Origin of the sequence: Clostridium senegalense (assembly GCF_018916625.1) — a bacterium.
GTDB classification, from domain to species: domain Bacteria; phylum Bacillota; class Clostridia; order Clostridiales; family Clostridiaceae; genus Clostridium_J; species Clostridium_J senegalense.
This window is the reverse complement of sequence record NZ_JAHLNC010000005.1, coordinates 34,499-58,144: the sequence shown is the minus strand read 5'-3', so window position 1 is coordinate 58,144 and position 23,646 is coordinate 34,499. Positions and strand designations below refer to the sequence as shown.

Annotated in this window: 21 protein-coding genes, 1 tRNA gene and 1 riboswitch; of the genes, 2 read left to right on the top strand and 20 right to left on the bottom strand. The window is 25.2% G+C overall.

Annotation, left to right across the window (positions count from 1 at the left end; all coding sequences use genetic code 11):
* Positions 1 to 78: 78 nt before the first annotated feature.
* Positions 79 to 741 (bottom strand): hypothetical protein, encoded by a 663-nt coding sequence (locus tag KQI36_RS10245; protein WP_216450781.1) that lies wholly within the window; start codon positions 739 to 741, stop codon positions 79 to 81.
* 2 nt (positions 742 to 743) lie between these two features.
* Entirely contained in the window at positions 744 to 1,082 is a 339-nt protein-coding gene (locus KQI36_RS10240; RefSeq protein WP_216450780.1) for a PadR family transcriptional regulator, read from the bottom strand.
* 140 nt (positions 1,083 to 1,222) lie between these two features.
* Between KQI36_RS10240 and KQI36_RS10235 the strand changes: the two genes are divergently transcribed.
* Positions 1,223 to 1,411: a hypothetical protein gene (locus KQI36_RS10235; RefSeq protein WP_216450779.1), complete on the top strand. Its 189-nt coding sequence runs from the start codon at positions 1,223 to 1,225 to the stop codon at positions 1,409 to 1,411.
* Positions 1,412 to 1,458: 47 nt separating this feature from the next.
* On the opposite strand, the gene KQI36_RS10230 is transcribed toward KQI36_RS10235, so the two are convergent.
* The 14 genes from KQI36_RS10230 to KQI36_RS10165 all read right to left on the bottom strand — a co-directional run bounded on the left by KQI36_RS10230 (position 1,459) and on the right by KQI36_RS10165 (position 19,252).
* Positions 1,459 to 2,313: an SHOCT domain-containing protein gene (locus tag KQI36_RS10230; RefSeq protein WP_216450778.1), complete on the bottom strand. Its 855-nt coding sequence runs from the start codon at positions 2,311 to 2,313 to the stop codon at positions 1,459 to 1,461.
* Positions 2,314 to 2,496: 183 nt separating this feature from the next.
* A complete protein-coding gene (locus KQI36_RS10225) occupies positions 2,497 to 4,350 on the bottom strand; it encodes a cell wall-binding repeat-containing protein (RefSeq protein WP_216450777.1) in 1,854 nt (617 codons plus the stop codon).
* Positions 4,351 to 5,018: 668 nt separating this feature from the next.
* Positions 5,019 to 5,213 (bottom strand): hypothetical protein, encoded by a 195-nt coding sequence (locus tag KQI36_RS10220; RefSeq protein WP_216450776.1) that lies wholly within the window; start codon positions 5,211 to 5,213, stop codon positions 5,019 to 5,021.
* 44 nt (positions 5,214 to 5,257) lie between these two features.
* Complete coding sequence (locus KQI36_RS10215; protein ID WP_216450775.1) at positions 5,258 to 5,521, bottom strand: hypothetical protein; 264 nt, start codon at positions 5,519 to 5,521, stop codon at positions 5,258 to 5,260.
* Between the two features lie 135 nt (positions 5,522 to 5,656).
* Complete coding sequence (locus KQI36_RS10210; protein WP_216450774.1) at positions 5,657 to 6,670, bottom strand: CPBP family intramembrane glutamic endopeptidase; 1,014 nt, start codon at positions 6,668 to 6,670, stop codon at positions 5,657 to 5,659.
* Between the two features lie 548 nt (positions 6,671 to 7,218).
* The gene (locus tag KQI36_RS10205; protein WP_216450773.1) at positions 7,219 to 8,244 is read right to left on the bottom strand and encodes a CPBP family intramembrane glutamic endopeptidase; all 1,026 of its coding nucleotides are present in this window, start codon (positions 8,242 to 8,244) and stop codon (positions 7,219 to 7,221) included.
* A gap of 127 nt (positions 8,245 to 8,371) precedes the next feature.
* The gene (locus KQI36_RS10200) at positions 8,372 to 9,388 is read right to left on the bottom strand and encodes a CPBP family intramembrane glutamic endopeptidase (RefSeq protein ID WP_216450772.1); all 1,017 of its coding nucleotides are present in this window, start codon (positions 9,386 to 9,388) and stop codon (positions 8,372 to 8,374) included.
* 206 nt (positions 9,389 to 9,594) lie between these two features.
* Positions 9,595 to 11,586, bottom strand: a complete 1,992-nt coding sequence (locus tag KQI36_RS10195; RefSeq protein WP_216450771.1) for a methyl-accepting chemotaxis protein — start codon at positions 11,584 to 11,586, stop codon at positions 9,595 to 9,597.
* Positions 11,587 to 11,748: 162 nt separating this feature from the next.
* Entirely contained in the window at positions 11,749 to 12,177 is a 429-nt protein-coding gene (locus KQI36_RS10190) for an RDD family protein (RefSeq protein ID WP_216450770.1), read from the bottom strand.
* Between the two features lie 114 nt (positions 12,178 to 12,291).
* Positions 12,292 to 12,756, bottom strand: a complete 465-nt coding sequence (locus tag KQI36_RS10185) for a GNAT family N-acetyltransferase (protein ID WP_061996255.1) — start codon at positions 12,754 to 12,756, stop codon at positions 12,292 to 12,294.
* A 228-nt stretch (positions 12,757 to 12,984) separates the two neighbouring features.
* Positions 12,985 to 14,181, bottom strand: coding sequence for a S8 family serine peptidase (locus tag KQI36_RS10180; protein ID WP_216450769.1), 1,197 nt, complete (start codon positions 14,179 to 14,181; stop codon positions 12,985 to 12,987).
* A gap of 276 nt (positions 14,182 to 14,457) precedes the next feature.
* Positions 14,458 to 14,733: a CD3324 family protein gene (locus KQI36_RS10175; RefSeq protein WP_199870085.1), complete on the bottom strand. Its 276-nt coding sequence runs from the start codon at positions 14,731 to 14,733 to the stop codon at positions 14,458 to 14,460.
* Positions 14,734 to 14,963: 230 nt separating this feature from the next.
* A complete protein-coding gene (locus KQI36_RS10170; protein ID WP_280527033.1) occupies positions 14,964 to 16,322 on the bottom strand; it encodes an MFS transporter in 1,359 nt (452 codons plus the stop codon).
* 407 nt (positions 16,323 to 16,729) lie between these two features.
* Positions 16,730 to 19,252, bottom strand: a complete 2,523-nt coding sequence (locus KQI36_RS10165; RefSeq protein WP_216450767.1) for a cation-translocating P-type ATPase — start codon at positions 19,250 to 19,252, stop codon at positions 16,730 to 16,732.
* A gap of 127 nt (positions 19,253 to 19,379) precedes the next feature.
* Positions 19,380 to 19,470, bottom strand: a riboswitch (NiCo riboswitch).
* 586 nt (positions 19,471 to 20,056) lie between these two features.
* Here KQI36_RS10165 and KQI36_RS10160 point away from each other — a divergent pair.
* Positions 20,057 to 20,455, top strand: coding sequence for a hypothetical protein (locus tag KQI36_RS10160; protein ID WP_216450766.1), 399 nt, complete (start codon positions 20,057 to 20,059; stop codon positions 20,453 to 20,455).
* 37 nt (positions 20,456 to 20,492) lie between these two features.
* Here KQI36_RS10160 and KQI36_RS10155 read toward each other — a convergent pair whose 3' ends face one another.
* The 4 genes from KQI36_RS10155 to KQI36_RS10140 form a co-directional block, all read right to left on the bottom strand.
* Complete coding sequence (locus tag KQI36_RS10155) at positions 20,493 to 20,879, bottom strand: YbgA family protein (RefSeq protein ID WP_216450765.1); 387 nt, start codon at positions 20,877 to 20,879, stop codon at positions 20,493 to 20,495.
* A 56-nt stretch (positions 20,880 to 20,935) separates the two neighbouring features.
* Positions 20,936 to 21,012, bottom strand: a tRNA-Asp gene (locus KQI36_RS10150).
* Positions 21,013 to 21,122: 110 nt separating this feature from the next.
* The gene (locus tag KQI36_RS10145; protein WP_216450764.1) at positions 21,123 to 21,728 is read right to left on the bottom strand and encodes a DUF2238 domain-containing protein; all 606 of its coding nucleotides are present in this window, start codon (positions 21,726 to 21,728) and stop codon (positions 21,123 to 21,125) included.
* Between the two features lie 426 nt (positions 21,729 to 22,154).
* Entirely contained in the window at positions 22,155 to 23,525 is a 1,371-nt protein-coding gene (locus tag KQI36_RS10140; RefSeq protein ID WP_216450763.1) for an MATE family efflux transporter, read from the bottom strand.
* Positions 23,526 to 23,646 lie beyond the last annotated feature (121 nt).

Below are 23,646 nucleotides of genomic sequence, written 5' to 3'. Positions count from 1 at the left end.
ATAAAAAATTGAGAAATATTTTATGGCACTCTTTTATTTTAATTATATAATTTAATAAATTTAAACATAAATTTTATTCTATTTTATATTTATAGGTTTTAATTTTTTTATTCCTTTATAACCCCAATAAATTATGATTATTGCTATTATGTAGAATATATTTATAGATATAATTGTTATATTATTTAATATCTTTGATAAGAGTATCAAAATAATAATTAATCCACTTATACTACATCCAAATATAAAATTAGAGAATTTAGAAAATTTCTTTTTAGAGAGAGTAAAACTATTTTTCCCTATATAGTTTATTACTACACAGGATACTAAAATAATCAGAGCAGTTTTAACTAATATATCTAATGTGTAATTATAGTTTAAATGTAAATTTCCCTTTACTAATTTAGGTAAATATAAAAAAAGAAAATCTATAGTACACATTATACAAAATCCCTCTATTATTATAGTTAAGTACTCTTTTAACTTTTCCAAAATAGATTTTTTAGGATTTACAGCTGAGATTATATCATCTGTAAATTTTTTGTAATCACTTCCAATTACGTCGTCTATAGACTTTCCTTGTCCTTGCCAATCTAAAAACATTCCTAATATATCATTACTAATTTCATCTTGTTCACATTCACTTAGATCGCTTACTCTTAAATAGCAAATTATATCTGTAAATATTTTATCATTTTCTTTTGTTAAATTTTCACTTAATTTATAAACTTTATCTATCATATTTATACATTCTCCTTGTCATAATTCTCAAATATGTTATTGATACTATTTCTAAGTTCTTTCCAATTTTCATAGAAATTGTTTAACTCATTTTTTCCTAAAAAAGATAAACTATAATATTTTCTCTTAGGTCCTAAAACAGACTTTTTTTTCACTGAATTTACAAATCCATTTTTCTCTAATCTTAAAAGTAATGGATATATGGTCCCTTCACTCACCTCCTCAATTCCATAGTCTTTTAACTTCTCTGCTATTTCATAACCATAAACTTCACCATCGTTTATAATTTTAAGAATGCATCCTTCTAAAAGCCCTTTAAAAAATTGTGATTTTTCTCCCAAAATTCAAACCTCCATTAACTATATTGTATTGCAAGTTACTACTACATTGTATTACAAGATAGTATGGTTGTAAAGTTTTTCTTATTATTACTAAGGAATAATTTAATAATGATATAATAAATTACAGGGGGATTTATTATATGAGTAGTTCAATTAAGGAAATTATTATTAAATTTATTTTTGTTTTTTTATTTCTTTGTATTATTGGTTATTTTATAAAATGGTTAGAAATTAATTTTACTAAGGCATTAGCAATATCTCTTGGTATAGGATTAGTTGATTTTGTAACATACACTATAAAAAATTCTAGAAATAAAACAAATTTTTAAATTCAAAAAGAGTGCTCTCCTACTGAGATGCACTCTTTAAAATAAATTTAAACTTCAATTAACAACTTTTTTTTCTTTTCAGTAAATTCTTCGTCTGTTAAAATTCCTTCTTCTTTTAATCTAGACAATTCTCTAAGTTTTTCATACACTGTAGTGCAATTATCTATTAACTTAGAATTATTTTCATTATTAACAAATTGTATTTCTTTTTCAGGAATTAAATCTTTTAGTATATCATAGGCTGATATATGAAAAAATAACTGCTCATATTTATTATTATTAATAAATTCAAGTGTAATCTCCTCTTTTTTAGATTTAGAGTCCTTTGATGTTATTATCTCATTATGAATTTTTCTATTCTGTTTTAAAAAATGTAAAATATCATCTCTATGAATTTCTAATAATTTTATTATTATAGAATGATATTTATTAGCAAAACATAATTTATCATCTTTAATCCATACATATAATTCAGTATTATTAATCATTTTTATTAAGGAAGATCTGTTACAAACAACTGTCTTTGCTGTTTCAGGTACACCATTTTTTATTATTTGCTCATTCAATACTTTTTCTAAATTATATTTTTCTAGTTTAATGTTATACTCTTTTAGTCTATTTTCAAATTTAGTCTTATATATTGTCTTATTTAATGTAAAGTTTATTAATAAACAAATTGTAGGAATTATAATCGGAGGAATTATGATTAAAATTATAACTATAATTTTCCATGATCCATCGCTTAACCCTAAATCTATACAAAAAAAGTTATAAAATTTTTCTTGTATGGAATCCACGAACAAAATTAGTAATGAGAATATCCCCCCAATAATAAATCCCAAACAGCCAGGTGCAACGCCCATATAATCCGGTGGAGTTGGTTCAGTATCTAATTTACTCATTTTAAATCCCCCTATTTTTATTAACTATGTATTAAATTATATATATGAATAAAATGACGATAAAATTACTTATTATAGCTAGATACTTATGCAATTAAAAACATAATTATTTTACTGGATAAAATTTCATTATAAAAGCAGTTAATAAAATTTTAATAATTTTATTAACTGCTTTGCTATACATTATTTAAGACAATCTATTAAAGATTTTACTGCTTTTTCTGAAATTCCACCGCCAGCTTTAATTATTGTATTACCAGATTTCTTATTAATAACATCTTTTTGCATGTTATTTAGGTCTTCACCAACAATAATTACTGGGGAACTATTTAATGCTGCTATAGTTCCTGATGTTAATGCATCAACTAACACTGCTCCTTTGGATATATAAACTTCATCTAATTTGTCATTAAAAAATTTATCTATAACAATTGCATTAGTTTCATATCTATCATTTCCACCTAACCTATTATTATTAACATCTTCAGATGTAATTAAATTTACTTTATCTAAAACATTATTACTTACTACGCCTATTCCACCAATAATATACGCACTTTGTAAATCTTTTAATTTAAGCCACTTATAAGTATTTTCTGAAATATTCTCTTTTTCAACTAAAATAATTGGCATTTTATCTCTTCCTGCCACTGATGAAATTGATAATGCATCTGCCTCTCCTTTTCCATTGCTAACTACTATTTCTTTTATGCTATAACAATTTTCATCTATATATTGAGCAATTTTTAATGATGTATCATATCTATCTTCTCCACCAAGTCTTTTTATATTATCTATACCTAATTCTTTAAGTTCTTTTTCTACTTCAGTATTGATTACACCAGTTCCACCAGCTATAATCACATTTTTTGCGCCTAATCTTTTAATTTCATTTTTAGTTGACATTGGAATACTATCAGTTTTAGATAATAATATTGGTGCTGACTTATATGAAGCAAGAGGAGTTACTGCTAATCCATCAGCTAATGATTGTCCATTAACTATAACTACTGTATCAGTTGAACTAAACTCTAATTCACTAAGTTTAACCGCAGTGTCATATCTATTATCTCCTTGTGCTGATTTAATTAAGATATCTCTTGCAACAACAGTTATAATTACATCTTTATTCACAACATTTCCATCACTGTCTGTTACACTGTAAGTTAATTTATAATTTCCAATCTTATTTGTATCAACATCACCAACAACCTTTATCTTAGAAGTAATATCACCATCTTCTTCATCTATTGCTGTTACTCCATCCATTTTATCAAACTTATCTCCAACTTTTATTGTTGAATCATTCACATTTAATAAAGGTTTTTCATTACTTATTACCTTTACTTTTATTTTTTTAGTTACTTCTTCGTCTTCACTATCAACAACTTTATATATAACCTCATAGTCACCAATTTTATTTATATCTACTGTATTTTTTATCACTTCTAATTTACTTGTTATATCGCCATCTTCTTCATCAAATGCAGTAGCATAATCTAACGGTGTAAATGTTTCTCCTTTATTTAATGTTATATCAGATGCTGTAATTATAGGAGAAGCATTAGGATTAATTCCATTATTACTTATATCATCTTCTTCAGATGTAATTGTTAAAATAACACTATCAGATTTATCACCATTAGAATTAACACTATATAACTCAACAGTTATGTAACTACTAATTGTATTTATATTAAAATAGAAATTTTTATCTTCACCTATATATTTCTTTGCACTATCATTACCTAATTTTATATAAACCGTATTTCCTGGCATTGCACGACCGGATATTCCTATACTTGCCCTATACATAGTTCCAATTATAACTTGAGATTTGCTTATATTGGCAACATATGGTCTTTCAACTGAATCTTTAGCTTCTTTACCATTTTTTAAATCAATAGTATCTACTACTTGTGTGTTTTCTAAATTATTGTTTGTTATAATGTTTTCTTTAGCTAATACCTCGACTGCAGAAAACGTATTCATAAAAATTAATGCTGTAAGCATTATACTAATTTTTCTTCTTTTCATCATATCCCCCTAAATTTAAACTTATTTTTTATTTCCAAAGACAGTTTACCATTTTAAATATTTTATGTCAAATAATTAAATTTTTTACATATTATTCATGTATTTTTTTAAAATCCAAGCTTCATTATAGTTATAAAATTTAAATTTATTCAATAACCTTAAAATATTTTTATACAAAATGTAGTGTTGAATTCTAAGTTATTTGGAGCATGTCTCACTATTTTATGTATCCAAGTTTTTGCAATGTATAATTTAAAAAGTTAACTTGGAACCCCATGTGCGTAAAGCTAAGCCACTTTATTCCAATAAAATATCTTCCTTTTAAGCTTTTACTACATTATGTAATAATAAAGAATTTAAATAAGCTATTCATTGAAAATTGCTTTAGAAACTCTTATAGATTTTCATTTGATTGTTTTGACCTAATCCAAGGACGGATTAGCCGGTGCACCAGACAAGGACGTCGCTTCTCCGGGTAGTCATAAAAATCAGATAAAAATATATTTAGAGTTTCTTTGAAATTTTCACAGACTAGCATTTTAATTTTTTTCATTATTACTTTTTAACACTATAAATTTAGAATTTTTAGGCTTAGCTTTACGCCTATACTTGGAACCCTATATTAGTTAGAATAATTACTTGTATATCATATTTTAAGAAAACATGATTTATTTTAAAAAATCTCTATGTGAAACATCTAAATTTTCAATATTATTTATTTTTATATCTATACTACCGCTAGCATTTTTACCAACTACCCTAACAAAATATTTTTCATTTTTTATAGCATCAAATTCTATATTTGATTTCTTATCTAATTCATTATTTTTATCTATTATATTATAATCAGAATCTAAAATCACAGTATAACATTTTCCACTATTAATCTTACTATTATCATCTATAGTTATTCTATTATTTTTTTAGCACTTAACTCTATTAAATCCCAAGTGCCAGTAAGCCCTGTAAAGTTAAAATTTATTCCATTAGGAGTATCATTCAAATCATCCATTAATTTAACTTTTAGTTCATCTGGATTCTTGCATGATAAGTACCTGTCTGAACCAATATACAAATTAGTATTTTTATAAAAAATACCTCCTATTAATGGAATTGTTATTAAAATCAATACATAAATAATTTTAAATTTATTTTTCTTTATATTTTTCATAATTATCAAACTCCCATTTTTACAATACTTATTTCTATAATATATGAAAGTTTAAAGCCCTAAAGACTTATTTTATTTTAATAAATCTTTAGAGCTATTTTTTGTAAAATATTATAGAATTTAATTTTAAAACATTTACATGTTTGTCGTTATATTATTTTCTTTATATTCTTTAGTAAATATAAATGGTACAAAAACAATAGCATTAATTGCTATTCCCAATAATAACATTTTCAATGTAAAGTTAGATTCATAACTTCCACCAGAAAGAGCAACTGATACAGCATTGTTTGTTAAATGAATTAATATTGGAGTCCATAAATTTTCAGTTTTCATATATGCATACCCTAAGAATATTCCTAGAAGTATACAATAAGCTATATGAAATATAACACAATGTATCGGTGTTTTGGGGCTATATAATGTAAAACAAAGTGGTAAATGCCATATTCCCCAAATTGGCCCTAATATTAAAACTCCTAGTTTTTTCCCAAAAATACTTTGTAATCTTGGTTGAAGATATCCCCTCCATCCAAATTCTTCTCCAAAAAATATAATGAAAGAAAAAACTACATTAAAAAATAAGCTTAAAGGTAGAAAAACTAAGGTGAAAATTAAAGTTGAAACTTTAAAAGAATCATCCGGCTGCACTATTAAACTTACACCTGCCCTTATTATAAACAGACCAACAAATATCAATAAAACTATAACAACTTTTTTAAAATTTTTACCAATTTCTAAATTTAAACCTTCAAAATCTTTATTTTTGTTAGAAAATATAACAATAGAAGAAGCAACACTAGCTATGGCAATAATACCTTGGATAGTAAAACTTAAAACTTTAGGATTATTACTAAAGAAAAAAGTACATATAAATAAAGCACAAATAGAAATTATAGTAGTTGCTATAAAAATATTAAAAAATATATTTACCGGTTTGCTAAGCTTTTCTTTATTAAAATATTTTATAGTAATAATTGTAGCAAATGCTGGATACAGCATTTGAACTGCACCAAAATACTGAATGTTTTCTGAAGGCATTTTTTCATATAGTACAAAAAGTATGATTCCAATTAAAGCTGTAATAGCAAAATTGATTGCTAAAGCTATAGAAATCTCTTTTTTTACATTTGATGAATAGTTGTTCATTGAATCACGCTCCCTTATTTTATTGTATCAACTATATAACTATTTTACATAAAATTTCACATTTTTACAATAAATTCAATTGATTTTTAAAATTGTTTATTTATTTTTTTCCTAAATCTTAATTTCTAATTAAATATATTTCTCAACTAATAATAAGGATTTCATGTGTATTTTTAGTGTGATAAAAGTATTTATATCTACACATGTAAATAATTAAATATTTATTTAGGTATTACTATAGGGTTCCAAGTTAAGTTTTAAAGTTATTCATTTATCAAATGAGAAAACTCAAATTAATATTTTGTCAATAACTAACAGATTATTTTAGTTAAGAGTGAATAGTGAACAGTTGTGGCTATTACTACTCACTTCGTTCCTAGTAATTCTCAACGTATCTTTTTATAAACTTGCAAAGCAAATTATATTGATAGATTTTTTAAAATCATTTTGAGAAAGTGGTTGCCACTTTCATCCTTAATTCTTAATTCATAACTAACTATATTTGTACTTATTTTTCTCAACTGATAACAAAAATTTAATGAATAAGTTTAAATTTGAGCTTGTTCCCCTATACTTTTCTTATATTCTTTAGTAAATATAAATGGTACAAAAATAATAACATTAATTGCTATTCCTACTAATAATGTTTCTAATTCAAAAGTTGCTTCGTAATTTCCACCACTAAACATTCCTGCAAATTTATTATTTATTAAATGAATTAATATTGGTGTCCAAAGGTTTTCAGTTTTCATATATGCATACCCTAAAAATATACTTAAACAAGTACAGCTAATAATATACCAAATCACACAATATATCGGTGTTTTTGGGCTATATAATGTAAAACAAAGTGGTAAATGCCATATTCCCCAAATTGGCCCTAATATTAAAACTCCTAGTTTTTTCCCAAAAATACTTTGTAATCTTGGTTGAAGATATCCCCTCCATCCAAACTCTTCTCCAAAAAACATAATGAAAGAAAAAACTACACTAAAAAATAAGCTTACGGGTAGAGAAACTAAGGTGTTAATTAGATTTGAAATTTTAAAGGAATCGTCCGGTTCTACTATAAATCCTACACATACACTTACTATAAATAAACCAACAAATATTAATAAAACTATAACAATTTTTTTAAAATTCTTACCAATTTCTAAATTTAAACTTTCAAAATCCTTATTTTTGTTAGAAAATATAACAATAGTAGAAGCAACACTAAATATGCCAATAATACCATTTATAATAAAACTTAAAACTTTAGGATTATTACTAAAGAAAAAAGTACATATAAATAAAGCACAAATAGAAATTATAGTAGTTGCTATAAAAATATTTAAAAATATATTTATCGGTTTGCTAAGCTTTTCTTTATTAAAGTATTTAATTGTAATAATTGTAGCAAAGGCTGGATACAGCATTTGGACTACAGCAAAATCAGAAGTACTAGAAGTACTAGTTGTTGGTATTTTTTTATATGCTACAACTAATATAATCCCCATTAAAGCTGTAATACCAAAATTAATTATTAAAGCCATAGAAACTTCTTTTTTTGCATTTGATAAATAATTGTTCATTTAATTACGCCCCCTTATTTTAAAGATATCAACTATATAACTATTTCACATAAAATTTCACTTTTTTATAATAAATTCAATGTGTATTTTTAGTGATAAAACTATTTATATCTACACTTGTAAATAATTAAATATTTATTTGGGTATTGCTACTTTTCTTATATTCTTTAGTAAATATGAATGGTACAAAAATAATAACATTAATTGCTATTCCTACTAATAATGTTTTTAATTCAAAAGTTGCTTCGTAATTTTCACCACTAAAAATTCCTGCAAAATTATTATTTATTAAATGAATTAATATTGGTGCCCATAAATTTTCAGTTTTCATATATGCATATCCTAAAAATATACTTAAAAGTATACAATGGGCTATATGTGCTATAACGCAATATATCGGTGTTTCTGGACTGTATAATGTAAAACAAAGCGGCAAATGCCATATTCCCCAAATTGCTCCTAATATTAAAACTCCTAATCTTTTTCCAAAAATACTTTGTAATCTTGGCTGAAGATATCCCCTCCATCCAAATTCTTCTCCAAAAAACATAATAAATTCAAAAAATAAACTAAAAACTAATGAAACTGGTAAAGTAATTAGATGTATAATTAAGGTGGAAAACTTAAAAGTAGTACTATTATCACCTACTAGAGCTATACACGTTGTTATCATAAATAAACTTATAAAAATTAATAAAATTATAACAACTTTTTTAAAATTTTTAGTAAATTTTAAATTAAATTTTTTAAAGGAATTATTTTCGTTGGAAAATATAAGCATGATAAAAATGATATTGGATATAGTAATAATCCCCTGTATAATACAGCTTAAAATTTCAGGATTATCATTAAAGAAAAAAGTACATACTAGTAATGAAATAATAGAAACTATAGTAGTTGCAATAAATACATTGAAAAATATATTTAATTCTTTATCAATTTTTCCTTTATTAAAATATTTAATTGTAATAATTGTAGCAAAGGCTGGATACAGCATTTGGACTGCAGCAAAATCATAAGTACTAGTTGTTGGTGTTTTTTTATATGCTACAACTAATATAATCCCCATTAAAGCTGTAATACCAAAATTAATTATTAAAGCCATAGAAACTTCTTTTTTTGCATTTGATAAATAATTGTTCATTTAATTACGCCCCCTTATTTTTGTAAATTATATAATTATTTTACATAATGTTTTATAAAATTACAATTTATTCAATTAACGTTATAAACTATATTTTAAATAAAGTTTATGATATCTATTTAATTAAGTTCATATTATCTAAAGTAGAAAAGTGACTATATTTAGAATAAGTTTTTTCATTCTAATATAGCCACTTTTTATTACTTTTATATTTCAAATTTTTCTATTATTTCATGTAACTTTTTAGATATATTTTTAAGTTCCTCTGAATAATTAAGTAAAGTTTTCATCTTTATGTTTTGCTCATCAGTAGCTGCTGATACTTCTTCTGTTGCTGCTGCAGACTCTTCTGAAACTGCTGATATAGATTGGATATTTTGAATAAATTCATTTTTAGCTACATTCATTTGTTTTAAATTATCATTTACTTGATTTATCAATATTTTTAGATTTGATATTTCCATATTTATATTTGTAAACACTTCAAAGGTACTTTCCACATTCTCATTTCCTTTATTTATAGTTATATTGGTATTATTAATATCCTTTACAACTTTATCTATATCATTAATGTTTAATTTTATTATACTTTCAATTTCAGAAGCTGATTGTGATGACTGTTCTGCAAGCTTTCTTATCTCTTCTGCTACAACTGCAAATCCTTTACCACTTTCCCCTGCTCTTGCTGCTTCTATACTTGCATTTAATGCTAATAAATTAGTTCTACTTGTTATAGATTTTATAGTATCTAATATAATATTTATTTTTTGAGAATTATCTTGTAATATTTTTGAACGTTCCACTGTTAATTCTATATTTTTTGTAATATCATTTTGCATATCTTTAAGTTGTAATATTACTTGTTTACCTTTTTTAACAGAATCCATTGTATTATTAGACTTTGTTATTACTTCTTGAGAATACTCAACAGATGCTTTAACTCTATCACCTAATTCTAAAGATAAATTAACAGTTTTTTCTAATGATGATGATTGTTCTATTGCTCCTTTTGATATTTCCCCCATAGCTTGAGCTATATTACTACTTATATTGTCTGATTCCTGTGATATGCTAGTTAATTCATTAGACTTATCATAGACTTCTTTAGATGTATTAAATGCATTATTTAAAAGTAAAACTATATCTTCTATCATCATATTGGTTCCGTTAGCAATCTCCAAAAACTCTTTATTGTCAATTTTAGATGTATCAATTTTTTCTTTAAAATTCCCATTTTTACAATTATATAAAACATCTACTATTATTTTAGATGCTTTAGTTATCTTTCTAGAGAAGATAATGGTTAATATTATAGCTATTATAAATATTAACATTGTTATTATAATAGTGAATTTAATATTTGAAAGAGTTAGTTTATATATATCATCATTGGATATAAACCCATATAATGAATAATTTGTGTTTTTGTTTTCTAATTTTTTTACAATATAATTTTCTCCATTTAAATTGATTGTAGATTCATCTTTTATAGACTTTAAATTCTCACCATAACTCTCTTGAGATAAGCTTTTCATCAAAAATTCTTCTTTGCTACTAGCTATTATATTATCGTCATTATATGCAACAATTAAAAATCCATTATTACCAATCTTACAATTAGAAACTATTTCTGATAACTTAGAAAGCTGTATATCTATAGCTAAAGCACCTTGTATTTCTCCTTTATCATTAGTAACTTTTTTTGATATAGTTATTATATTTGTTGATGTAAATGCATCTAAATAAGGTGGAGTAATAGCTATGCTTTCTGAATTTTGTGCATCTATATACCATTGTCTTGTTCTTGGATCATAATTTGATAGCTCCTTTTTAGGATATAATAATGTTTCTCCTTTAATTGACCCCATATATACAGAAGACACATTTTCATTATTATCTTTTATACTTTTAAATACCTTTAACGTTTTTTCCTTAAAGATATCTTCTTTAAAGCTATCTATTATATATGGATCCTGTGATAAAATTTCTATAAATTCTGTATTTTTTAGAACTAATGTTTCAATCTCTTTTTCGACTGATAGTATATTTTTATAAGTTTCATTTATAAAAACAGTTTTTGATGCAGAATATTGAGCTTTATTTAACCCTAATCCAAGTAAGCAGATAGGAATAATACTTGTTAAAATAACCATTACAATTAATTCTGTTTTTAATGTACGTATTTTCTTTTTTCTCACAATTCTCCCCTCCCAAGTATTAAAATATTTTCTATGTTATCTATATTTATCGTTGTTTTAAAATTTTATTTTATATTATCTAATATTATATTTATATTGTTTACAATTTATTATATAAAAAATAGACTACCTAACATTAGGTAGTCTAAAAAACATATACTTTTATTGATCAACAACTATAGTGTCAAATATTTTATCATGCCATGCTTGATTATCTTTATCAATAAATATCCATATATAGCCTAAACCAAAAAACAATCCTGATACCTGTTTTCCAATTAATTCTCTTAAAACCATCTTCAAAAATCCCACTGGTTGACGAGTTCTTTTATCTAAAACTTTCATCTTCAAAATTGCTTTCCCCATTGAAGTACTTTTACTCCAGAAGTAAAATTGTATTATTATTGTAGATAATATTAATACCCCTATATAAACTGCATATAATCCACTAAAAAAGCTATTTATATTTTCGGTATCTGCAATAAATATACTAGGTAATCCTATAAAAAGGCTTATTATAAGTGCTAATATAAAACTGACTAAAATATCAAGAATATAAGCCAAAAATCTTCTTCCTGGTGATGAAATCATATTTAACACCCTTTCTCTTTTACTTTTAAATAGTATTCCACTAAAAAAGGTGTTTTAATAAGGAAATATTATGAAAACAATTTAATAATCTACATCTATTACACTTACTTATTTTTACAAAAATCTCTTCATTTCTATAAATTCTGTTTCTTCTCCATTTACATTCCATATAAATTCTTCTAAAATTTCAAATCCTAAATTACTATATAGTTTTATTGCTCTTTTATTAAATTTAGCAACTAATAAATATATTTCATTGAATTTGTAGTTCTCCTTAGCAAATTTGAGTATAAATTTTAATACTTCATCACCCATTCCTTTTCCAGTTAAGTCTGGTCTCATTTGTACCCCAAAATTAAATTTTACGTTATCATCATCAAAATAGAAACAACAATTTCCTATTAATTTATTTTCTTCATTATACATAACAAATGTATCCTTTTCATTATGTATATTTAATGCCCATTGCTGTTTTTCTTTTGTTTTATCATTGTCATAAAATGAATAAATACCTTCATATCTCCATGTAGCTATGTCTTTTCCATCATACTTATTTGGTTTTCTAAATTCAATATTCATAAAAAAGCCTCCCTAAAATAAAAACTTTATACATATTTTAGCATTTAGCTTTGACTATTTAAATCTTAAAAACAGTTATTAACTAAAGTTGAGACTACCTATAGAGTTGCAAATTTATATAAAATAGATTAGTTGTATATCTAAATTATTTTAGATTATTGCATTATTAAATTTCACAAAAAAAGAAGAAGAATTTTACTTCTTCTTACAATCTAACTTAAAAAACTTTTACTTATTTTCTTTTAATTTATTCATAAGTTTTTCTGGATTTACAATCTTTTTTAATTCATACTGATTTTCATCGTTTTGTATTTTTATACTATCTCCAGTTTCTAATGCTGTTTTCCAAAATAAATCTGGTGTCATATCTGGGTTAACTTGACATGCCAAAGCATATAATCCTGAAATATATGGTGCACACCAGTTCCATCCACCACAAGGATAAAAAACATAGTCATCTTTACCAGTCTCACTTGCTACTGTTCTTGAATCCATTGGCACCAATAATATTTCATTATATTTTAACTTTTCTGCCTTATTATTGTAAAGTTCTCCCTTTTCTTCATAGAATGCTTTTCTGCACTGTTCATTTATATTATAGGATGAAGTTTCATTTGGATTCTGTAAAATTTCTCTTCCTAGTCCATCATATCCAAAACCATAGGTCTTGTTTAAATATGGTGTTACTACAAATATATTTGCTTCTTTTGCTCTGTCAACAGCTTCCATAAACTCCTTATATCCTTTTTGATTTTCGCTTATTCCTACTGAAGCTGATATAACCCTAATTTTCTTATCTGAATCTAAACTTTTATTAATTTCTATTATATAATCAATAGATTCAGCTAGCCAAATAAAATTATATTGAACTCCATCAGATTGTGAACTTATATCTTCCCAATCAGTTGCCACATAGTATAAATTTGCTTTTGGTGCCACCCCTATATTTTTTCCTACAGCTATAGATGCTACTGCTGCTCCATCCATATTAAGATTCATTTCAAGATTATGAATTTCTTTGTAATCTTGAAGATTATTTTTATACTCATTATGATCTTTTAAAAGTTTCTTATCAATTATAGCTATTCCTATATTTTCTCCATTAATTCCTTTTTTGTGAATACTTTTTAATCCTAATCCTGGATCTTTTCCATATTCTAATACTTTTTTAGGATTATATTCATTTGGAAGCTTTTTAGTCCACTTTGTAGAAGTGTTAAAGACTGCATGTTCTAAATTATTTAACTCATTAGTTAAATCCAATCCAGATAAATCTTTATCTCTCACATCTACTTGATATGGTGAATTTATATTTTGTTCATACTTTGGTAGTGAAGAGAGCTTAGGTATAGAATTTGAAGATTTACTGCATCCATAAGTAAACATTAACATAAATGCTATTATAACAGTTAGAAATTTTTTCATCTTTTCTCACACCCTAACATCTTATTAAAATTAGCCATATAAATATGCCTTAAATATATTATATTAAATCATTGTTAAATAAATTGTTGAAAAACCATTTTCAACACTAAATAATATTTAAACCTTTTGTAACGTTTTAAATATTATTTTTATAAGACTTAATAAAAATATAAACTTTAAATTTTATCTAACTTTAAAACCAGCCCCAGATAGCTCCTTAATATTAAGGAGCTATCTGGGGCTGGCCTTTATATAACCTTTTATAATAATTTTAAGTTAAAATTTATTCTTTTCTTTATGAACTATTCTTCTTATGCTTTTATCCGAAAGAAAGTATATATCCACTAATTGATTAATAGTAGCACCTTTTAAATACATATTGTAGATTTCAGAATCTCTAGTTTGTAAAAATTTTCTCGTACCATTTTTTTCACCCCAGGATTTTTCATTTTCAAACTTTCTTGGGATATAAATACAATCTCCATCTATATATTCTTGAATTAGTTTTATTATTTCACTTGGTAATACATCTCCTGCTTTAATATAAGCCATAACTTTTCTCCTTTTTATAAATAATATAAAAGTTAGGGAAAAGGTTACTATAGTGAAATAAAACTTTTAAAATATTTTTTAAAAGTTAACTTATTTTATCATAGCAACCTCTGCTATGATAAGAAAAATAACTTTAAAGCAGTATATTTCATAAATCTATCCTCCTATTAAAATACAACTTAGTTATATTTATGATACCACCTAGTATTCATTTTGTTCCTTATAATTAATTATGTTTCATAAACTTTTTCCTTTTCTGATAAAAGTTGAACATCCTGTGCATCTCCAGCATATAAACTCTTTCTTAAAGCAATTATTGCTATGAACATTATACTAGCACAAACTAACACTGCCATATAAGCTGGTATTTTATCATAAAGTATTCCAAAAAACATTGTTCCTAATGGTGATATAGACATTAATAATGAATTCATTACTGTAGATACTCTTCCTAAATATTCTATAGGAACTTGTTTTTGAATAGAAATAGATAATGCCATATTAACTGCAGATATCATAGTTATAAACATTATACATAACATAGTTATTATTCCAAACAAAGTCAGATTACTTGAGAAGTATTTAACTACTATGCTTGTTGTACATATTGATATTAAAAATATAATTACTGAAGAAATAAGCACCCCTTTAAATATTAGTTTTCCTAGTGGCATTTTTTTGCACATAAACGCACAAACAACTGGTGCTAAAAACATTCCTATAACTAAAATAGATTGCATCATTCCATATTGGGAATCAGATACTTTTAAAATTTCTTTACTAATATATAGTAACCCTACTGATACAAATGAACTAAATGCAAAATTTAAAACCATACCTAATTTTATTATAGTTTTAATAATACTTCTTTCTTTTATAAATTTAAGACCTTCTGAAAAATCTTTTTTAAAAGATTTAAAGTTAATTTTTTCAGGTTTTTTATTAGTCTTTGGAACATTTATAAACATTTCACTTATCGCTGATAATATAAAGCTTACAGAATTTATTATCAGTACCAATTGCAATCCTTTTATTCCAAATAATATACCTGCAATACATGGAGAAATTAACAAGCCTATATTCATTATAGTGGAATTTACCCCATTTGCTGCTACAAGCTCTTCTTCATGAACAATGCTAGGTATAACTGTTGAAATTGCAGGTTGAAATAATAATTCAACAGTGGCAAGTATTATAGTTAAAACATATATACTCATCATTGAAAGTTCTCCGTTTATAAAAAATAAAATAGCATATATTCCAATAATTATTCCATTTATAAAGTCTAAACATACTATTATTTTCTTTCTATCAAACCAATCAGCAAAAACTCCTGCAACTGGTCCTAGTATAATTTTAGGTATAACTGTTATTGCAACAACTGAAGCAAACTTAGTTGCAGAGCCAGTAATAGCTAGAACATATAGGGATAAAGCAAAACTTTGCATTTCGCTTCCAATTAATGAAACAAGTTTACCTAACATGAGCAATAAGAAATCTTTCTTTTTAAATAATTTCACGTTCATTTGAAGTAATTCCTCCTTTTTGAAACAACTATTATTGTTAAGAATATTCTGTATTTTTAACATATTTTTATTTTTTATCTTTTTGTATCTAGTATTCTTATTACTATATAAAATTTCCATTATTTTTTTATATTCTAAACTGATATTGTTAAATGTGTTCACTGTAGTATGCTTAATAAAATGTGATTATTTATTAATTTTATATTTGATTGGTTTATTATATAAAAACTTAGCAAAATGTATACATGATAGTTGTATTTACAAATTTCATTATACTACTTATTCTAAGTATTACTTTTATTTGAAAAGTTTACTTTTATTTTAAATGATTATGTTCATAATATCATTTTCTTTTATCAAAGTAAACACTCTTTTATTCACTTTTTATTTTATAACATATTTAATAACAAACAAACTGCTTTAAAACAGAATTTTATTTCCATTTTAAAGCAGTTCTTATAAAACAATTATTAATGTTTTTTTATTTTATTAAATAATTTCACTAATTCATACCACATTACTGAAATTATAGATATAATCACAACTGTACCTAATTGCTTTATACTAAGTGCTGATAAACTTAAAAAACTAGAAATTGGTGAATAAAGTATTACAGCTAATCCTAAGAATGTTCCACCTATTGCCAACCACATTACTGGGTCTTTTTTTAAATACATAAATGATCTATATGCAAAATCTTTATTAGAACTATTAACTTGAACAAGTAATATATTAGAAATTATTATTATAGATAATCCCATAGAGCGAGCTACATTAGCACTAAGTGGATTATTCTTTAAACTTATATAATACGTTCCAAAAGAAGCTGCAAATAAAACTAATCCTTGTATTATACTTTTGATTAAAATTTTTGAAGTTAATATTCCCTCATTAGGATTACGAGGATTACGATTCATAATATCATCTTCTGCACGTTGTCTTTCTAATACTATCGAACAAGTTGGATCTATTACAAGTTCTAAAAGTACTACATGTACTGGTAGTAATAATAAAAGTGATGATTTAATACCAAGAAGTGGTCCTAATAAAGATGCAAAGGCAATTGGTATATGAATTGTAAATATATATCCAATAGCTTTTCTTATATTATCATAAATTCTTCTTCCATCTTTAATAGTATCAACTATAGTTGAAAAGTTATCATCTAATAAAATTAAATCTGCTGCTTCTCTTGAAACTTCTGACCCCTTTTTCCCCATAGCTATTCCAATATCTGCATATTTCAAGGCTGGTGCATCATTTACCCCATCACCAGTCATTGCAACAACTTCTCCATTTTCTTTAAATGCTTTTACTATTCTCATTTTATGCTCAGGTACAACTCTTGAAAAAATACTAACTTCTTTAACTCTTTCTCTAAGAACTTCATCACTCATACTGTCAAGTTCATCACCAGTAATGACTTCATTACTATGTGGAATACCAACCTGTTTTGCAATAGAACTTGCTGTTATTCCATTGTCACCAGTAATCATAACTACTCTTATACCTGCTTTAATACAGTTTTCTATATCACCTTTTATTGATTCTCTTGGTGGATCCATAAATCCTATTAATCCTAAAAATTCTAAATTACACTCTTCTAAAGTAGTTGGTATATTTGATTTATCCTCAATATCCATTTTACCGATAGCAATTACTCTTAATCCTTTAGAAGACATTGAATGTATCTTTTCTTCTATTTTTTTATTTTCTTCTTGCTTCAAATTACACAAAGTTAAAATTTTTTCTGGTGACCCCTTAGCTGCTATAACAACTTTTTTATCTTTTTCCCATACGTGACCCATCATTTTATTTTCATTAGTAAATGAATATTCATAAATTAAATTTCCCCTAAATAAATCTTTTTTACTTATATTATTCTCTTCACAATATTTAAGCATAGCATGTTCCATTGGATCATAAGCATCAGTTTCACAAGCCATTCCCATAACATAACTTAACTCTCTTACATCGCAATTAAATGTCCATGTGTCGCTTAGTTCCATCTTATTCATTGTAATGGTCCCAGTTTTATCTACACATAATATAGACACAGCTCCTAAAGTTTCAACTAATGGAAGTTTTCGAACTAAAGATTTCTTTTTTGCTAACCTCCAAGCTCCCATAGATAAAAACACTGTTAAAATAACTGGAAACTCCTCTGGTATCATCGCCATAGCTAGAGTTATTCCAGATAATATACTCTCAATAATCCTATCTTTTAAGCTATGGTCTGAAAGATTTATATACGTTATTACACAAACTAATATGAATAAGACTGCTGCTATTATTGCACAAACCTTTACTAATTTTCCAGTTTGTTTCTGAAGTGGTGTAGGCATATCTGGTGCTTTCGCTATATCAATACCTATCTTCCCATATTCAGTGTCGGCTCCTATTTTATCTACTAAAACTATTCCACTACCTTGAGTAACTAAAGTACCTGCATAACAATAATCTCTTTTCCAATAGTCCTTATTCTGGCTATCATCTGTACATTTCCATACAACTTCAGCTTCACCAGTTAAAGAAGATTCATTTACACAAAGATCACTAACTTTAATTAGTTTACCATCTGCAGGAATTTTCACACCTTCATTTATTATCATTAAATCTTTTGGAACCAAGTCTTCACTATTTATAACACATTCTACTCCATCTCTAATCACGGTTATATTGGGAGCTGATAAATTTTTAAGTGCGCTTAAAGTTTTATCTGTTTTCCATTCTTGAATGACATCAATACTAATTATTCCAACTACAAATATCAACATTACTAGTCCATCTCGTGGTTCACCTAATATAAAGTATATAATTGCAGCTAAAATTAAGAGTAAAAACATAGGCTCTTTTAATACTTCTAAAATTTTTAGAAAAAAACTTTCTTTTTTCTCAGGTATTAGCTGATTTTTGCCATACCTCTCTTGAGCTTTAATTACCTCTTCCTTAGTTAAACCTTTAAAATCATTTACCTTTTTTTGTTCTGTCATAAAAAGTTACCTCCGTTAATTCTTGATTTATCAAGAATATTTTGTTTGATAGCTCTATGGCATTGCATTAAAGATCTTATTTGTTTTATTGTTCTAAAGGTAGACAAAAAACACCTGTAGAACAATAAACTGTCCCACAGGTGTTTTATAATCCTGTTGCCAATTAAGGCCCGGCTCCATAAACAAAATAATTCATCGGCCTGATCAGTTTGTACTGTAGATTTATATGCAGTGCAAAGAGATTACATATTATTATATGTGATAAACAAAATAGTTTCTACAACTTAACAAAAATTTTATTTTTTCTAATAAAATAATCTCTAATTTACAATGTATAGATTCAAATGCAATTTTATATTCTATATAAATAAATTAACCATTTCTCTAGTGATTTATTCTTTAGTTATATTAGTTTTCATTTTTCATTTTAGTTTACATTTATTTTTATAAACTTAATTTTAATTATGTAAACTAATAATATTTTTTTAAGTGATTTTCAGTTTTATACGTATATATCTAAAATTTTTTTACTGAAAATTTTTTATTAAATTTAAGGTACTATAGGGAAACAAGCTCCTATTTAAATTTATTCAATAACCTTAAAATATTTTCGTACAAGATTCAGCATTGAATTCTAAATGATTCGGAGCATGTCTCACTATTTTAGGTATCCAAGTTTTGTAATGGATAATTTTAAAAGTCAACTTGGAATCCTATATAATCTATATTAATGTAAGGATTTACAATAGTTTGATAATAGTATATTATTAAGTTAATAGAATTTGTCGAATAAGGAGAATCGCGGTGGAGAATTGTTTAAATTGTAATGCATCATCCTATAAAGATATTGAGGAATATAAAATCGATATAAATAATGCAATAAAAGAAATTTTAAATAATAACCAAAGGTTAAGTTTTGCTTTGGTTGTGAAGAAGGTAAAGATTACTCCTTTTGTTATAAATAAATACCCTCAACTTAGGACATATGTATTAGAAAGAATGAAACATTATAAAGAAATAAGAGTTATAGATTGTAAAATTGATAGAGCCATTGAAAAAATAATAAAATCAAATGAAAATTTAACTTTTATGGCAATAGCAAAAAAATGTAGATTTTCTCTTGATACTGTTTATAAAAATGAATATATTAAAGAAAAAATTATTAATACTATTATAGAAAATAAAAAACCAATTAGGTTATAAAATTATCTAATTGGTTTTTTATTATATACTACAAAATTTAATTATAATCAAAATAATAACTATTCAATAAATATTTTGATTCATATTTTATTGCATATTCCTTTAAAAGTTTTTTTATTTCTGTTAAGTCTTTTCTATTTTCTTCAAATTCCTTTATCATTTCAAAAAGGCATGTTTTTTCTTCTTCAGTAGCAACTTTTTTAAAATATCCCCATATATGATGAACTGTATTTATTACTTGACTCTTCATAGGTGCTTCTTTTATTACTTTTTTTAGCTTTTCATTAAATTCTTTATATGTATAATTGTTCAAGCCTATATCTTTACTTATTTCTTTATACTCTTTATAAGATCGTTCCATTACAACATATTTATATTTGGACCAAAGAATATCTATGTTTTTTCTGTCTTCCTTTATTATCAACTAAAACACCCCATTTCATATATATTTAAATAAAAAAAATAACCAGTAAACAAATTTGGCGACCTAGAAGGGACTCGAACCCTCGACCCCCGGCGTGACAGGCCGGTACTCTAACCAACTGAGCCACTAGGCCATATCGCAATGTTTACTGATTACATACATTATATTACATGAATATTTTATAATTGTCAATACTTTTTGGAAAGATTGTAAAATATTATTATTACATCGAGTTAATATATATTAATTTTCACTATTTATAGATTTTGCTTCATGGTAATAACATAATATAGAAGTAATAAACGCTGCTATAATTTTTACAATTAAATCTGTTGCAGTATCTTCAATTCCACCCTTTACCATATTAGTTTTAAATAAATAGTCTCCTACAAATTCAAACACTTCCCACATAGTACCTAATGAAATTGAAAAATTAAATGCAATAACTAATTTAAAAATAAGAAACCGTTTTTTAGTTGTTTCCTTTGTGTTTGTAATGATTCCTTGATTTAATTTTAATGCTATAAGAACTGCATAACTACCAAATATAGAGTGAATAAATAAATCCCACCACCAAAACCTCATATAAAATTTTCTAAACTCTCCAAAATATATTGTAAGTACAATAAACACTAACGATATTAATTGAAAATTATAAGGTAATATTATATTTTTTTTATTAGCAATGCTAGTAATTATAAATGGAAATGTAATGCACACAATAGCCAATATTAAAAAATTCAACCCACTCCATTGTTTAAATATAATATTTAAAATAATAGTACCTAATAAAAATATTCCAAGTATTACTGCTATTTCAATAGTCCATTTATTATTTTTATTACTCATTTAAAATTTATTCCTTTCAAATACTATGATTTTTAAATAATTAGATATATAGGGAAACAAGCTCACATTTAAATTTATTCAATAATTTTAAAATATTTTCACATAAGATACAGTTTTGAATTTTAAGTGATTCGGACCATGTCTCACTATTTTAGGTATCCAAGTTTTGGAATGAATAATTTTAAAAGTCAACTTGGAACCCTATACATATACAAATTTAAAGGTTAACTTAATACATGAAAATTTGAAATTCTATAATTATTTACTTATATATTTTCCTTTTATATAAAAAATATAATATATAATTGCTGTATAAACTAAAAATATCCCTAAAAAATAATATTAATACTATTTTTAGAGATATTTCATACAAAATATTATTATTTCAAACTTTAAAATAATACCTATTGATTTTTATAAATATATTTATGATGCTGTCTTAGTCTTTGATACAAAAGATTTTCCAAGCCATTTTCTTTTCTTCCATCTATTATAAACCAATATTCCTCTAAACCATTCATCTATTGCAAATGCTATCCACATTCCAACAAGTCCAAGACCTAACTTTATTCCTAGTATGTATGCAAGTCCAACTCCAAATGTCCACATTGAAAAAATACCTATACATACAGGAAATTTAACATCACCTGCAGCTCTTAAAGATGTAATACCAACTAAATTTATAGTTCTTCCTGGTTCTAATATTAAATCTACAATTAGAACTATAAATCCAAGAGCTATTATTTCTTCATTTGATGTAAATATTCCAAGTATTTGCTTTCCAAGTAAAAGAAATATAAAGCTAACTGTTGTTGTAACAATCATTGCTTTTTTCAAGCATTTTAAACATAATTTATATGCTAACTCTGTTTCTTCTTCTCCCACTAATTGTCCAACAAGTATACTACACCCTTGTGCCAATGATGCTGAAAATAAATAAGCAAAACTTGCAATATTAGCTATATAGCTTTTAGTTGCCATAGAATTTATACTAATCAAATTAATAAACCCTGTAACAACTAGTTGTGAAAGACTATATGATATTTCCTCACCAGCTGCTGGAATTCCTATTATCAATATATTTTTAAAATCCTCCATTGGGAACTTTTTAAATAGGCTTAGTTTAAAATCTTTCAATACTTTTTTATAAACAACTATTCCTAAGATTATAGTCCCAATAATTTTACTTAAGGTTGTTGAAATAGCCGCACCTTTAACACCTAATGCTGGTAAATTAAAGTTCCCAAATATTAATATGTAATTTAAAGTAATATTAATTATATTCATTATAAAGGTTACTATCATACAAATCTTAGTAAGTCCGTGTGGTCTTAAGATTGCAGTAAAAGTCATTGAAAGTGCCTGTATGAAAACAAATCCGCCAACAAAACTCACATAACTATTTCCATAAATTAAAAGCTCATCTGCTGTATTTAGAGCTTTTAATAAAACAGTTCCTCCCATAACCATTAAAATACTTATTATTAGTCCAATAATAAGATTAAACACTATTGATACTATACTTACTTTAATTATATTTTCATTACCTTTTTTATACTCTTTATTATGACCAATATATTGAGACACTAAAATTGACGTACCAGCGGTTATTATTGCAAAGGTTAAATTCACCATAAACATAAGCTGATTTGCTACACCAACTGCCGCAACTGCATTATCTGAGTACCTTCCCAGCATAAAAATATCAGTTCCTCCAAGTAATGAAAATAATATACTCTCTATAAAAATAGGCCATGTAATCTTTATAAGTTTTTCTTTTAATTTTCTCTCTTCCATAAATTCATTCTCCAAACTAGTATTATTAGTTTTTAAGCTTAATTAACAAACCTTACTTAGTATATACAATATTAAAACCTAGTTCCATATATCAGAAAAAATTTTAAAAACTAAAATTTTT

Coding starts and splice junctions, on each gene's coding strand:
- KQI36_RS10245 (WP_216450781.1), bottom strand. CDS start 741: ATGATAGATAAAGTTTATAAATTAAGTGAAAATTTAACAAAAGAAAAT.
- KQI36_RS10235 (WP_216450779.1), top strand. CDS start 1,223: ATGAGTAGTTCAATTAAGGAAATTATTATTAAATTTATTTTTGTTTTT.
- KQI36_RS10230 (WP_216450778.1), bottom strand. CDS start 2,313: ATGAGTAAATTAGATACTGAACCAACTCCACCGGATTATATGGGCGTT.
- KQI36_RS10225 (WP_216450777.1), bottom strand. CDS start 4,350: ATGAAAAGAAGAAAAATTAGTATAATGCTTACAGCATTAATTTTTATG.
- KQI36_RS10215 (WP_216450775.1), bottom strand. CDS start 5,521: ATGAAAAATATAAAGAAAAATAAATTTAAAATTATTTATGTATTGATT.
- KQI36_RS10210 (WP_216450774.1), bottom strand. CDS start 6,670: ATGAACAACTATTCATCAAATGTAAAAAAAGAGATTTCTATAGCTTTA.
- KQI36_RS10205 (WP_216450773.1), bottom strand. CDS start 8,244: ATGAACAATTATTTATCAAATGCAAAAAAAGAAGTTTCTATGGCTTTA.
- KQI36_RS10200 (WP_216450772.1), bottom strand. CDS start 9,388: ATGAACAATTATTTATCAAATGCAAAAAAAGAAGTTTCTATGGCTTTA.
- KQI36_RS10190 (WP_216450770.1), bottom strand. CDS start 12,177: ATGATTTCATCACCAGGAAGAAGATTTTTGGCTTATATTCTTGATATT.
- KQI36_RS10185 (WP_061996255.1), bottom strand. CDS start 12,756: ATGAATATTGAATTTAGAAAACCAAATAAGTATGATGGAAAAGACATA.
- KQI36_RS10180 (WP_216450769.1), bottom strand. CDS start 14,181: ATGAAAAAATTTCTAACTGTTATAATAGCATTTATGTTAATGTTTACT.
- KQI36_RS10175 (WP_199870085.1), bottom strand. CDS start 14,733: ATGGCTTATATTAAAGCAGGAGATGTATTACCAAGTGAAATAATAAAA.
- KQI36_RS10170 (WP_280527033.1), bottom strand. CDS start 16,322: ATGTTAAAAATACAGAATATTCTTAACAATAATAGTTGTTTCAAAAAG.
- KQI36_RS10165 (WP_216450767.1), bottom strand. CDS start 19,252: ATGACAGAACAAAAAAAGGTAAATGATTTTAAAGGTTTAACTAAGGAA.
- KQI36_RS10145 (WP_216450764.1), bottom strand. CDS start 21,728: ATGAGTAATAAAAATAATAAATGGACTATTGAAATAGCAGTAATACTT.
- KQI36_RS10140 (WP_216450763.1), bottom strand. CDS start 23,525: ATGGAAGAGAGAAAATTAAAAGAAAAACTTATAAAGATTACATGGCCT.